The organism is Amycolatopsis sp. cmx-11-12 (assembly GCF_046269425.1).
Taxonomy (GTDB): Bacteria; Actinomycetota; Actinomycetes; order Mycobacteriales; family Pseudonocardiaceae; genus Amycolatopsis.
This window is the reverse complement of sequence record NZ_JADNQM010000026.1, coordinates 92,454-104,816: the sequence shown is the minus strand read 5'-3', so window position 1 is coordinate 104,816 and position 12,363 is coordinate 92,454. Positions and strand designations below refer to the sequence as shown.

Here is a 12,363-nt window from a genome sequence, read left to right as displayed (position 1 = left end):
CACGTGACCGAAGTTCCGCCAGCGGACGCCGACGCCGGTTCGCGTGAAGGCCCCCTTCCCTCGGCTCAGCCGAGGGAAGGGGGCCTTCACGCGAGAAACCGGATGTCAGTGGTTCGAGCAGGTCCCGACGATCTCCACGGTGTGGCTGATGTCGGAGAAGCCGTGCTCCGAAGCGATCTTCTCGGCCCAGCGCTCGACGGCCGGTCCCTCCACCTCGACGGTGCTGCCGCAGAGACGGCACACCAGGTGATGGTGGTGGTGCGACGAGCAGCGCCGGTAGATGGCCTCGCCGGTATCGGTGCGCAGGACGTCGATCTCGCCCGCCTCCGACAGCGACTGCAACGTCCGGTACACCGTGGTGAGCCCGATGCCGTCACCGCGTTTGCGCAGCTCGTCGTGCAGTTCCTGGGCGGAACGGAAGTCGTCGATCTCCTTGAGCAGGTCGACGACGGCGGCCCGCTGTTTCGTCGACCGGCGTCCCGGCACCGGCGCGGAACTGTTGGCCGTCGTGGGACTCATGCTCACTTCCCCTCCTGAACGTGGGCTACGGCGTCCACCACGATATGCGCAAGGTGATCGTCGACCAGCCGGTACACCACCTCACGGCCGCGTCGCTCACCCTGTACGACACCCGCCGTCTTCAGTACCCGCAGGTGCTGGCTGATCAGCGGCTGCGCGACATCGAGGGTGTCCACCAGTTCGTGCACGCACCGGTCCGCGTTACGCAACTGCAGGACGATGGCGATCCGCACCGGCGCGGCGAGCGCCCTGAGCAGGTCGCCGGCGTCCGCGAGCGCGGCGGCCGAGGCCGACGTGGCGGGTTCGGCGGGGGGACGGGCCGCCGAATGCGGTCCGGGGTCCTCCGTGAAGCCCGGGGCGGCCGAGTCCGGGGTCACCGTAGCCATCGCCGCCTCCATCAATCATGATTTCCGAAGTCATTGCCAGTAACAGTCCAGCCCATCTTAGTGTTCCCCGTCCCCGGTGGTCTGTTCGCCGACCGGGCGACCGGTCGGCGGCGCCGTTACTGCTCCATTCGGGTGGCTTCGCAAAGAAATGACCATTCCACTTCGCATGTGGTCGCTAACGGTGCAAGGTTGTCGCGGAGCGTTTCGTCGCTTCTCGTACGCTGACGACCGCGCTCGGAGGGCCCGGAGAGGCAGTGGGGAGACATGACTCGTTTCGTGACGAAGCTGGCCGCCGCGACGGCGGCCTTCGCTTTGGCGTCGGTTCCGGGGCTCGCCTCGGCGCAGACGACGCAGGCCGTCGACGAGAAGACCGGCCCCGTGTCGTTCGCGAACGTGGCGTCGGTGCGCATCGGGAACCCGGGGTCGCTGATCACCGAGACCCAGCGTTCGCCGCTGACGCCCGGCCAGTCGAAACTCTCCCCGGATCGCACCGTCGTCCCCCGCGACGATGGCGAGCGGACCACCTTCGGCAAGAAATGGGACATCAACCTGGGTCGCTACGGGGCGCAGAGCCCGTACCCGGCAGGCATCGCCAGCCGCGACCACAACGTGCTCGCCGCGCTGCAGCAGACCACGGTCCCGACAGCGGTCGCGGAGAGCAACTACGCCCTGATCGACAACGGGCACGGCGGCGCGAAGCCCGCCGACAACACCGTGCTGGTGCTCGAAGGCGCGAAGAGTGCCGTCGACTGCTCCTCGCCGAGCAAGGCGACGTCGTCGACGAGCGTGGCCAAGATCTGGGTGCGGGACGAAACCGGTGCGCTGAAACCGTCCGGCGCTTCGGGCGTCGACGTCAAGGGGCTCAAGCTCGGCCCGCCGTCGATCGTCCAGAACGAGAACGTCAGCAAGGACAAGACCACCTCCGACCTGACCGTGTCCCGCGTGACCGCCTTCGACCAGCTCATCCGACAGGACGGCTGGCGCAGCGGTGACGTGACCAAGGCGGCGGGCTGGAAACTGGACATCGTCACGCACGTGCGTGACGCGGCGGGCAAGGACCTGCGCGAGGCCCGCACGTCGATCGTGCTCGGCGGCGTGAGCTGCGCGATCCCGAGGAACTTCGTGGCGAAGCCCGCCGGCGGCACGGGACCGGGCGCGGCGCCCGAGCAGCCGTCGGTGCCGGGGACGGTGCCCGCGGGCGGTATCCCGCCGCAGGCCGCCGACTCGACGCGGACCGTGGTCGGGCTCGGACTGCTGGGCGGCGGCATCGTGATCGGCGCCGCGGCCATGCTGCTCTACCGCCGTCGCAAGCCCGTTCCGGTGCGGGAGAAGTAGCGGTCCCGTGCGGACCTGGCTGGCGGGACTTTCCGCCGTCGTCTCCGCGCTCGCCATCTCAGCGGGCGTGATCGTGCTGACCTGGATCCCGCCGGAACCGGCGGTCTCGTTCGCGGAACCCGCGGTCATGCCGGGCGAAGACGGCGCTCCGTTGGCGTTGCCCGCGGACAGTTCGACGCGCGGGCAGCGGCCCGGCACCATCCGCCTGCCCGAGGGTGGATCGGCGAAGCTCGTCCGGTCCGAGGTCAACTCCGACGGCGTCCTCCCGATCCCGCGTGGTCTCGGTGACGCGGCGTGGTGGGGCGCGCGGCTCGGCGCCGAAGCCGGCACGGCGCTGATCTCCGGGCACGTCAACTGGGGCGGTGCCAAGGGGCCGTTCGACGAACTGTGGCGGATGCGGGACGGCCAGGAGGTGGCCGTCAGCGACGCGGCCGGCGGGATCTGGGTCTATCGCGTGCGTGAGGTCGTCACCGTGCACAAGGACGACCTGCCCGCGCAGGCGGCGAAGCTGTTCGCGCAGAGCGGGCCGCATCGGCTGGTCCTGGTCACCTGCGGCGGCGACTACCTCGGCGGGACCGATGGCTATCGGGACAACCGGGTCGTCGTCGCGACCCCCGTCTCCGGCCCGCCCGCCTGACTCGTGCCTGACCCCTGCCGCATTTCGTCACCTACTTGCGTTCCTTGGGCGTGCGACTCCCGCGACTAGGTGACTAATTGCGGGGAAGTCGATGCAACCGACGTCAGCTCGCGTCGCGTGTCTAGCGACACCGGCCGCTTCGGCGGCTTGACGCGAGCAAGGAGTAATACCCGATGGTGGGACAGTTCGACGACGGGGCGGCGGGCGAGGAGCAGCCGAAAAAGCGCTCAGCCCTGGGATGGATCCTCGCCTGCGCCGGGATCTTCGTGGTGGCGGCCGTGGTCGCGGTGTTCGTCTTCACTGGAAAGAGTGACTCTGGCGTCGCGGCGGCTCAGGACCAGGCGAGCACGTCGGCGGTGCAGCAGCAGTCCGAGGTCGCGGCGGACACGGGCCAGGCGCCCGGAACGGTCAAACTGCCCGGTGGCGGCACGGCGAAACTGATCCGCAAGGAACTGACCGCCGACGGGACCCTCCCCATCCCCGAGGGTCTCGACGAAGCCACCTGGTGGGGCTCGAAACTGGGCGCCGACCAGGGCGCGTCCCTGCTTTCCGGGCACGTGAACTGGAAGGGCAAGAAGGGCCCGTTCGACGAACTGTGGCGGCTCAAGACCGGCCAGGAGGTCAACGTCGTCGACACCGACGGCGGCAAGTGGGTCTACAAGATCGGCGAGGTCGTCACCGTGCACAAGACGAAGCTGGCCGAGCAGGCGGAGAAGCTGTTCGGACCGGACGGTCCGCACCGGCTGGTGCTGGTCACCTGTGGTGGCGAGTACGTCGGCGGGACCGACGGCTACGAGGACAACCGCATCGTCACCGCCTCCTTGGTCAGCCGCCCCTGACCCGTTCCAACCTCGCCGGAGGTCGTGCGGGGACGGGCGGTTAGTCTTGTCGTTCTAGTCCGATACCCGTCCCCGCATGCTTCGGAGCGTGGAGTGCCCGCCAACACCATTGAGACCGTCGTCAGCCTGTGTAAGCGTCGAGGCTTCGTTTTCCCGTGTGGAGAGATCTACGGCGGTACCAAGTCGGCGTGGGACTACGGGCCCCTCGGTGTCGAACTCAAGGACAACATCAAGCGCCAGTGGTGGAAGACCGTCGTGCAGAGCCGGGACGACGTCGTCGGCCTCGACTCCTCGGTGATCCTGCCGCGCCAGGTCTGGGTCGCGTCGGGTCACCTCGACGTCTTCACCGACCCGCTGATCGAATGTCTCTCCTGTCACAAGCGTTTCCGCGCCGACCAGCTCGCCGAGGACTTCTCCGCGCGTACGGGCAAGGAGGTGACCGAGGACGACCTGTCCGAGGTCCCGTGCCCGAACTGCGGCACCCGGGGCGAGTACACCGCGCCGCGTGACTTCAACATGATGCTGAAGACCTACCTCGGCCCGGTCGAGTCCGAGGAGGGCGTGCACTACCTCCGTCCGGAGACCGCGCAGGGCATCTTCATCAACTTCCTCAACGTGCAGACCACCGCGCGGAAGAAGCCGCCGTTCGGCATCGGCCAGATCGGCAAGTCGTTCCGGAACGAGATCACCCCGGGCAACTTCATCTTCCGCACGCGCGAATTCGAGCAGATGGAGATGGAGTTCTTCGTCGAGCCGGGCGAGGACGAGACCTGGCACCAGTACTGGATCGACGCGCGCACCGACTGGTACAAGGACCTCGGCATCAAGCCGGAGAACCTGCGCCTTTACGAGCACCCGAAGGAAAAGCTCTCCCACTACTCGAAGCGCACCGTCGACATCGAGTACCGGTTCGCGTTCAACGCGGGCCAGGAGTGGGGCGAGCTCGAGGGCATCGCGAACCGCACCGACTACGACCTGACGACGCACTCGAACCACTCCGGCGTCGACCTGTCGTTCTTCGACCAGGCCTCGAAGCAGCGGTTCCGCCCGTTCGTCATCGAACCCGCGGCCGGTGTCGGCCGCTCGATGATGGCGTTCCTGGTCGACGCGTACCACGAGGACGAGGTCCCCAACGCCAAGGGCGGCGTCGACAAACGCGCCGTGCTGAAACTGGACTACCGCCTCGCGCCCTACAAGGTCGCCGTGCTTCCGTTGTCCCGCAACGCCGATCTCACGCCGAAGGCGCGCGACGTCGCGGCGACCCTGCGGAAGCACTGGAACGTCGACTTCGACGACGCCGGCTCGATCGGCAAACGCTACCGGCGCCAGGAAGAGATCGGGACGCCGTTCTGCGTCACCGTCGACTTCGACACGCTCGACGACCTCGCGGTGACCGTGCGGGAGCGCGACACCATGGCGCAGGAGCGGGTCGCGATCGACAAGCTGGAGGCTTACCTGGCGGGGCGCCTGATCGGCTGCTGACCCCGCTCGCAGATGTTATGAACGGTCCGTTCATTACAAAATTTTGTAATGAACGGACCGTTCATAACATTGGGGGCGGGTGTTGTGAGCGGTGGGCGCGGATCTCGCCAAGAGTGTTCCCAATGTCGCATTTGAGACGCTGAAGGTCTCAAATGCGACATTGGGAACACTCTTGGCGTCGAAGCGGGGAGCGCACCACCTGGAACGTCACCTTTGGCCTCAGCCACCCCATCAGCCACAAAGACGGCGCGTGAAGGACCCCTTCCCTCGGCTCAGCCGAAGAAACTCGGCCTTCACACCTGCCCAAGTACAGGAAGGCCCCCTTCCTTGCGCCAGGCGCAAGGAAGGGGGCCTTCCTGTACTTGGCCGCGACCCACCCCTGACAACTGTCACCCCCAGGTCGTGACGCGCGGCCCAAGTCCGGAACGTCCACGCGCGACAAGCTCTGGGCATGGGAGAACAAGACATCACCGCGGGGGCGGCAGTACGACTTTCCGGCCTGCGTAAGCATTACGGCGACGTCCACGCCGTCGACGGCCTCGACCTCACGATCGCGCCGGGTGAGGTGGTCGCGCTGCTCGGCCCCAACGGCGCGGGCAAGTCCACCACGGTCGACATGATCCTGGGCCTCACCGTGCCCGGCAGCGGCACCGTGACCGTCTTCGGGCGCGAGCCGGGGGACGCGGTCGGCGACGGGATGATCGGCGCGATGCTCCAGGGTGGGGCGCTCGTCGAGGATCTCACGGTCGCCGAGACCGTCGGCATGGTCGCGGCACTGCATCGCAAGCCGATGCCGGTGCGGGAGGCGTTGCGCCGGGCCGGGGTGGAGGATATCGCGAATCGGCGTTCCACCAAGCTTTCCGGCGGCCAGAAGCAGCGCGTGCGGTTCGCGGTCGCGCTGGTGAGTGACCCCGATCTGCTGATCCTCGACGAGCCGACCGCCGCGATGGACGTCGGCACGCGCCGCGAGTTCTGGAAGTCCATGTACGAGTTCACGAACTCCGGCCGCACGGTCCTGTTCGCGACCCATTATCTCGAAGAGGCCGAAGAGTTCGCCGACCGTGTCGTGCTGATGCGGTCGGGGCGGATCGTCGCGGACGGTTCGGTCGCGCAGGTCCGTGCGCTGGCAGGGGGACGCACGGTCCGCGCGGCGGTGCCCGCGGCGGCGGAGCCGGTGATCGCGGGGCTGCCCGCGGTCACCGGTTTCGAACTCCGCGGCGGCCGTGTCGCCATCTCCAGTTCCGATTCCGACGCCACGCTGCGGGCCCTACTGACCTACGTGCCCGAAGCGCACGACATCGAGATCAACGCCGTCGGCCTCGAAGGCGCCTTCCTTTCCCTGACGACCGACAACACCGAGGAAGCCATCCGATGAACCCGACCTTTCTCAAGACCGAGATCGTCCGCACCTTCCGTTCGACGCGGTTCGTGCTCTTCGCGGTCGCTTTCCCGGTGCTAATGTTCCTGTTACAGGCCAACGTTTTTGCCTCCGGCAACGCGAACATCTCCGGCGTGATCATGGTCAACATGATGGCCTTCGGCACCTTCTCCGCCGCGATGACGAGCGGCGCGAAATTGGCCATCGAGCGGTCCACGGGCTGGCAGCGCCAGCTGCGGCTGACCCCGTTGACCGGCGCCGGTTACCTCGGCGGCAAGGCGCTCTCGGCGATGCTCGTCGCGCTTCCGTCGCTGCTCGTCGTCCCGCTGGTCGGCGTCCTGTTCCAGGGAGTGCACCTGGACGCCGCGGGCTGGCTGCGGCTGGTGCTCGGCATCTGGCTCGGCGCGATCCCGCTGGTGCTGCTCGGCCTGCTGCTGGGCCAGTTCGGCACGCCGGAGTCGATGCAGCCGATGAATATGATCGTCATGATGGGCATGGGTTTCCTGGGTGGCCTGTGGATCCCGATCGACGGCATGCCGTCGTGGATGGCCGACCTCGCCCAGGTGACGCCGACGTACTGGCTGATCCAGCTGGTCCGCCCGGTCGTCACCGACCATCTCACGGTGAGCCTCCCCGCCGCGCTCGGTGTGCTGGCGGCGTGGACCGCGGTCCTCGGGGTGCTGGTGATCAGGCGTTACCGTAAAGACAGTGCGCGGGTCTGAGAAAAGGGTGAACCGGTGAACGACTACCCGGGCAGGGTCAAGACGGGCTTGAACAGCCGTGAGAACTGGTGGTCGGACATGCCACCGCGGACCGGCCGGGGACCCCGGCCGAGACGGTGGGCCGTACTCGGCCTCGCCTTCATCCTGCCCACCCTCGTCCCCGCGGCGGTGGACCTGTGCACCGACGGGGTGACCGGGAAAGAGCTGGTGATCGCCGCTCTCCTGATCTTCTACGGCGCCTGCTACGTACTGTTCCCGCTCAGCCTGCGGTCTTCCCGGCGGAAGACGACCTACGTCTTCTCGGTGCTGATGCTGCTCATCGGCCTCGCCCTGGTGTTCCTGCACGACAACAATCCGTACGTTCTGATCTACGCGACGGCGGTGCTGGCCTTCACCCTGCCGCCGGCGTGGGCGCTGATCCTGGACGGCGGGGCGCTGCTGCTGGTGCTGGGCGTTCACCTGATCGTCGGGAGGGACGATTTCGGTGACCTCATCGCCGTCACCTCGATCACGGCGGCGATGTTCTTCATGGCGAACCTGGTCCGAGCGGTGCGGAAACTGGAGGCGGCGAACCGGGAGATCGCGACACTCGCGGTGGCGGGCGAACGCGAGCGCCTGGCGCGCGATCTGCACGACATCCTCGGCCACAGCCTCACCACCATCACGGTCAAGGCCGGGCTTGCCCGCCGGATCCTGGAGAGCGGCAAGGACGACAGCCGCGCGCTGCGGGAGATCAGCGAGGTCGAGAGCCTGACCCGCAGCGCGCTGTCGGACATCCGCGCCACGGTCTCCGAGTATCGCGAGGTATCGCTCTCGGCGGAGGTCGCCGGGGCGCGGGCGGCGCTGCGGGCGGCCGAGATCGACGCGGATCTGCCGCACGCGGTGGACAACGTCGACCCCGCCCTGCAACGGACCTTCGGCTATGTGCTGCGGGAGGCGGTCACCAACGTCCTCCGGCATTCCGAGGCGAAGCGGGTCAAAGTCCGCTTCGGCAAGACCTGGCTCGAAGTCGAGGACGACGGCGAAGGCGGCGAGGTGACGGTGGGGAACGGCCTGCGGGGACTCACCGAACGGCTGGACGCGGTCGGCGGGACCTTGACCGCCACGGCGCCTTCTGCGGGAGGATGGCTCGTCCGCGCGGAGGTACCGGAATCCGCCGTGCGGGGTGGCGCGCGTGCGCCGCTCACCGAACCCGCTGGAGGCTGCGCGTGATCCGGGTCCTGCTCGCCGACGACCAGGCCATGGTGCGTGGGGCGCTGGCCACCGTGCTCGGCCTCGAAACCGACATCGAGGTGGTTGCCCAGGTCGGTTCGGGCGATGAGGTGCTCCAGCGGGCGAAGGAAACCGCCCCGGACGTCGCGCTGCTCGACGTCCAGATGCCGGGCAAGGACGGCCTGGAAGCCGCCGCCGAGCTGCACGGCGCGCTGCCGTCGTGCCGGATCATCATCTGCACCACCTTCGGCAGACCCGGTTACCTCGCGCGGGCGATGGCGGCGGGCGCCGCGGGTTTCGTGGTCAAGGACGCTCCGCCGGAGCAGCTCGTCGACGCCGTCCGCCGTGTCCACAGTGGACTCCGGGTGGTCGATCCCGCGCTCGCCGCCGAATCGCTCGCCACCGGCGCGAGCCCGCTCACTGGACGCGAGCACGACGTCCTCAAAGCGGCCGAGGACGGCAGCACGGTGGCCGACATCGCCCGTGCACTGCACCTTTCCGAAGGCACCGTCCGCAACCATCTTTCGGCCGCGATGGGCAAGACCGGCGCGAGGACGAGGGCCGAAGCGGTGCGGCTCGCGGAAGAACGCGGCTGGCTCTGAGACCCGGGCGCCGCTCTGCGAGAATCACCCCCGTGAGTACCGCCGAACGGACCAAACCCACTCGCGCGAACTGGGTGCGCCGGATCGTGGCCGGTGCGCTGCTGGTCGTCGTCGCGGTGATCGGCGGGACGGCGTTCCGGGTCTGGCAGGTCGCCAGGGAAGACGTGCGCGATCAGGCCGACGTCATCGTGGTGCTCGGCGCGGCCCAGTACAACGGCAGGCCGTCGGAGATCTTCCAGGCCCGGCTGGCCAAGGCGAAGGCGCTCTACGACCAGGGCGTCGCCAAGACGATCGTCACCGCGGGCGGCAAGAAGGCGGACGACAACTACACCGAGGCCCACGCGGGCGCCCAGTGGCTGCGCAAACGCGGTGTGCCCGCGTCGGCGACGCTGCCGGTCGGGGAGGGCAGCGACACCCTGCGCAGCCTCCGCGCGGTCGCCGAGCAGGTGCAGAAGCGGGGCTGGAAGACCGCGGTGCTGGTCAGCGACCCGTGGCACTCGTTCCGCGCCAGGGTCATGGCCGACGACCTCGGCCTGGAGTCCTGGACCTCGCCCACCCACCACGGCCCGGTCGTGCAGACCCGCGAGACGCAGGCGCGCTACATCGTCCGCGAGACCGGCGCGCTGCTGTATTACCGCCTAACGAAGTCCCCGGTCGATGCTTTGTAAGTGGCATTACCGGCTCACGAAGTCCCCGGTCGACGCCCTGTAAGTGTCGGTGGTCGGAACTAAGCTGGGCTGGTGAGCGACACCTACACCGCGGCCGACACGGCGCGCCTGCTGCCCGAGCGGCCCAAAGGCGCGGCGCTGGAAGGCGCCGAAGACGGGCGGACCGCTTTCGCCCGTGATCGAGCGCGGGTGCTGCACTCGGCGGCCCTGCGGCGGCTTGCCGGGAAGACCCAGGTGGTCGGCCCCGGCGAAGGTGCCGAGGTCAGCGGTGTGCCGCGCACCCGGCTGACGCATTCGCTGGAGGTCGCGCAGATCGGCAGGGGGATCGCGGACGAACTGGGCGCCGATCCCGATCTGGTGGACACCGCCGGGCTCGCGCACGACATCGGGCATCCCCCGTTCGGGCACAACGGTGAGCGCGCGCTGAACGAGGTCTCGCAGCCGTGCGGAGGCTTCGAGGGCAACGCGCAGACGTTGCGGATCCTGACCAGGCTGGAGCCCAAGGTCCTGCTCGAAGACGGGTCCGTCGGCGGGCTGAACCTCACCCGCGCCTGCCTCGACGCCTCGACGAAGTACCCGTGGCAGCGTGAAGAGGGCAATCCGAAGTACGGCGTCTACGACGACGACGCCGAGGTGTTCGCGTGGATCCGCGCGGGGGCGCCGGACCGCCGCACCTGCCTGGAAGCGCAGATCATGGACTGGTCCGACGACGTCGCGTACTCCGTGCACGACGTCGAAGACGGCGTCCTCGCGGGCCGGATCTCCTTGCGGGTACTGGCCGATGCCGAGGAACGCGCGGCGGTCGCCGAGGCGGCACGGCGGTTCTCGGACCAGTCGCAGTCCACTTTGGAGGGTGCGGCGAAAGAACTGCTCGACCTGCCCGTGGTCGCGGAACTCACCGGGGAGAGGCTCGACGGATCGCTCAAGGCGCAGGTCGCGTTGAAACGGCTGACGAGCGAACTGGTCGGCCGGTTCGCGACGGCGGTCGTCGGCGCGACGCGGGCGGTGTACGGAGAGGGCCCGCTGAACCGCTACACCGCGCAACTGGTCGTCCCGGAGCAGGTCGCGGCCGAGGTCGCGTTGTTCAAGGCGCTCGCGCTGCGGTACGTGATGAGCGACAGGCGGCGCCTCGCGATGCAGGACGGCCAGCGCCAGACGGTCGCCGAACTGGTCGGGGCGCTGTGCCGCCGCGCGCCGGACGCGCTGGACGGGTTGTTCCTGCCCGCCTGGGAGGCCGCCCCGGACGACGCGGCCCGCCTGCGCGTGGTCGTCGACCAGGTGGCGTCGCTCACGGACGCGCAGGCCTACGCGTGGCATGCCTGGCACACCGGCCGCCACGGCTGAGTCGTGGGTGGCGGCCCCGATCGGTGTCGCGAAAGCCACTTTCGGGACATCAGAGGTCGCGAAAGTGGCTTTCGCGACACGCGACCCGTGCCCACCTCCCGGACAAGGCGGAACTTTCGGACAGGAGACGGACGGGGCCGTCCACGGTACGGTCTGCGGCATGGGCGCTGTCGAAAGCCACCTCCGGTTTGGTCTGGACCTCTACCGAGTGCTGGCGAGCCGCGCGGAGAACGCGTGCTTCTCGCCGTACTCGATCGCGAGCGCGCTCGGCCTGGTGACGCAGGCCGCCAAGGGGAAGACCAGAGAAGAACTGATCGCGCTGCTCGGTGACCCGGACGAGCTCGCCGACCTGCTGGGCAAGGCCTCGTCGCTGCTCGACGACGGCCCCGAACTCGCGGTCGCGAACACGCTCTGGGCCTGGGACCAGCTCCCGATCGAGGACTCCTTCCGCGAGGAACTGGCGACGTGGCCTGGCGGCAAGGTCGCGAGCGCCCCGTTCCGCGCCGATCCGGAGGCCGCGCGGCAGCTGATCAACGCCGACGTCGCCGAGGCCACCCGGAACCTGATCCCCGAACTGCTGAAGCCCGGGACTGTCGCATCGGACACCGTCGCCGCGATCGTCAACGCGCTGTATCTCAAAACCGCGTGGACCAACCCGTTCTCGCGTGACAACACCGCGCCCGCGGACTTCCACGCGCCGTCCGGTACCCGTACGGTGCCGACGATGTGGCTCGAAAAACAGCTCGACCACACCCACGAGGACGGCTGGCAGGTCGTCCGCCTCGGCGCCGAGGGCGGGGTGGAGGCGATCGTCCTGCTGCCCGACGGCGACCTCGACGAGGCCGAACTCGACGCGGACAAGCTGGCGCACCTGGTGGAGAACGCCCGCTCGAAGACGCTCAGTCTGTCGTTGCCCAAGCTGAAGCTCGACGTCGCCAGCCCGCTGACGGAGAAACTCCAGGAACTCGGTGTGCGGACGATGTTCACCGGCGCCGCCGATCTCACCGGGCTCGCCGACGACGACCGGCTCGAAGTGTCGGAGGTCGTCCACCAGTCCGTGCTCCGCATCGACGAACAGGGCCTCGAAGGCGCCGCCGCGACAGCGGTGCTGATGCGGCTGACGTCGCTCATCGTCGACGAACCCCTCGAGGTCGCCGTCGATCGCCCGTTCCTTCTACTCGTGAGGCACGCCTCGACGGGTGTGATCTACTTTCTCGCCCGCGTTGTCGAGCCGTGAGG

At 68.7% G+C, this 12,363-nt stretch carries 13 protein-coding genes; 11 read left to right on the top strand and 2 right to left on the bottom strand.

Features of this window, described 5'->3' with window-relative positions; genetic code table 11:
* Positions 1 to 105: 105 nt before the first annotated feature.
* Together ACLARN_RS30100 and ACLARN_RS30095 are read right to left on the bottom strand one after the other, a co-directional pair.
* Positions 106 to 519, bottom strand: coding sequence for a Fur family transcriptional regulator (locus ACLARN_RS30100; protein WP_409494848.1), 414 nt, complete (start codon positions 517 to 519; stop codon positions 106 to 108).
* A 2-nt stretch (positions 520 to 521) separates the two neighbouring features.
* Positions 522 to 905 (bottom strand): ArsR/SmtB family transcription factor, encoded by a 384-nt coding sequence (locus tag ACLARN_RS30095; protein ID WP_409494847.1) that lies wholly within the window; start codon positions 903 to 905, stop codon positions 522 to 524.
* A 264-nt stretch (positions 906 to 1,169) separates the two neighbouring features.
* Between ACLARN_RS30095 and ACLARN_RS30090 the strand changes: the two genes are divergently transcribed.
* From ACLARN_RS30090 to ACLARN_RS30040, 11 genes are all read left to right on the top strand, one after another.
* Positions 1,170 to 2,240 carry a hypothetical protein gene (locus ACLARN_RS30090; protein ID WP_409494846.1) on the top strand — a complete coding sequence of 357 codons (1,071 nt, stop codon included), beginning with the start codon at positions 1,170 to 1,172 and terminating at the stop codon, positions 2,238 to 2,240.
* 7 nt (positions 2,241 to 2,247) lie between these two features.
* Positions 2,248 to 2,877 carry a class F sortase gene (locus ACLARN_RS30085; RefSeq protein WP_409494845.1) on the top strand — a complete coding sequence of 210 codons (630 nt, stop codon included), beginning with the start codon at positions 2,248 to 2,250 and terminating at the stop codon, positions 2,875 to 2,877.
* 173 nt (positions 2,878 to 3,050) lie between these two features.
* Positions 3,051 to 3,716: a class F sortase gene (locus tag ACLARN_RS30080; protein ID WP_409494844.1), complete on the top strand. Its 666-nt coding sequence runs from the start codon at positions 3,051 to 3,053 to the stop codon at positions 3,714 to 3,716.
* Between the two features lie 93 nt (positions 3,717 to 3,809).
* Positions 3,810 to 5,198, top strand: a complete 1,389-nt coding sequence (locus tag ACLARN_RS30075) for a glycine--tRNA ligase (protein ID WP_409494843.1) — start codon at positions 3,810 to 3,812, stop codon at positions 5,196 to 5,198.
* A gap of 451 nt (positions 5,199 to 5,649) precedes the next feature.
* Positions 5,650 to 6,573: an ABC transporter ATP-binding protein gene (locus ACLARN_RS30070; RefSeq protein ID WP_409494842.1), complete on the top strand. Its 924-nt coding sequence runs from the start codon at positions 5,650 to 5,652 to the stop codon at positions 6,571 to 6,573.
* Complete coding sequence (locus ACLARN_RS30065; RefSeq protein ID WP_409494841.1) at positions 6,570 to 7,298, top strand: ABC transporter permease; 729 nt, start codon at positions 6,570 to 6,572, stop codon at positions 7,296 to 7,298. The genes ACLARN_RS30070 and ACLARN_RS30065 overlap by 4 nt, the downstream gene beginning before the upstream one ends.
* Before the next feature lie 15 nt (positions 7,299 to 7,313).
* Positions 7,314 to 8,510: a sensor histidine kinase gene (locus tag ACLARN_RS30060; RefSeq protein WP_409494840.1), complete on the top strand. Its 1,197-nt coding sequence runs from the start codon at positions 7,314 to 7,316 to the stop codon at positions 8,508 to 8,510.
* On the top strand, positions 8,507 to 9,112 hold the full coding sequence (locus ACLARN_RS30055; RefSeq protein ID WP_409494839.1) for a DNA-binding response regulator: 606 nt from the start codon (positions 8,507 to 8,509) through the stop codon (positions 9,110 to 9,112). The genes ACLARN_RS30060 and ACLARN_RS30055 overlap by 4 nt, the downstream gene beginning before the upstream one ends.
* Before the next feature lie 32 nt (positions 9,113 to 9,144).
* Entirely contained in the window at positions 9,145 to 9,780 is a 636-nt protein-coding gene (locus tag ACLARN_RS30050; protein WP_409494838.1) for a YdcF family protein, read from the top strand.
* A 72-nt stretch (positions 9,781 to 9,852) separates the two neighbouring features.
* Positions 9,853 to 11,124, top strand: coding sequence for a deoxyguanosinetriphosphate triphosphohydrolase (locus ACLARN_RS30045; RefSeq protein WP_409494837.1), 1,272 nt, complete (start codon positions 9,853 to 9,855; stop codon positions 11,122 to 11,124).
* Between the two features lie 160 nt (positions 11,125 to 11,284).
* Entirely contained in the window at positions 11,285 to 12,361 is a 1,077-nt protein-coding gene (locus ACLARN_RS30040; RefSeq protein WP_409494836.1) for a serpin family protein, read from the top strand.
* The last annotated feature ends 2 nt before the right edge of the window (positions 12,362 to 12,363 follow it).

Bases quoted from the DNA above. Each gene is read 5' to 3' on its own strand.
- ACLARN_RS30100 (WP_409494848.1), bottom strand. From the start codon at position 519: ATGAGTCCCACGACGGCCAACAGTTCCGCGCCGGTGCCGGGACGCCGG.
- ACLARN_RS30095 (WP_409494847.1), bottom strand. From the start codon at position 905: ATGGCTACGGTGACCCCGGACTCGGCCGCCCCGGGCTTCACGGAGGAC.
- ACLARN_RS30090 (WP_409494846.1), top strand. From the start codon at position 1,170: ATGACTCGTTTCGTGACGAAGCTGGCCGCCGCGACGGCGGCCTTCGCT.
- ACLARN_RS30080 (WP_409494844.1), top strand. From the start codon at position 3,051: ATGGTGGGACAGTTCGACGACGGGGCGGCGGGCGAGGAGCAGCCGAAA.
- ACLARN_RS30070 (WP_409494842.1), top strand. From the start codon at position 5,650: ATGGGAGAACAAGACATCACCGCGGGGGCGGCAGTACGACTTTCCGGC.
- ACLARN_RS30065 (WP_409494841.1), top strand. From the start codon at position 6,570: ATGAACCCGACCTTTCTCAAGACCGAGATCGTCCGCACCTTCCGTTCG.
- ACLARN_RS30040 (WP_409494836.1), top strand. From the start codon at position 11,285: ATGGGCGCTGTCGAAAGCCACCTCCGGTTTGGTCTGGACCTCTACCGA.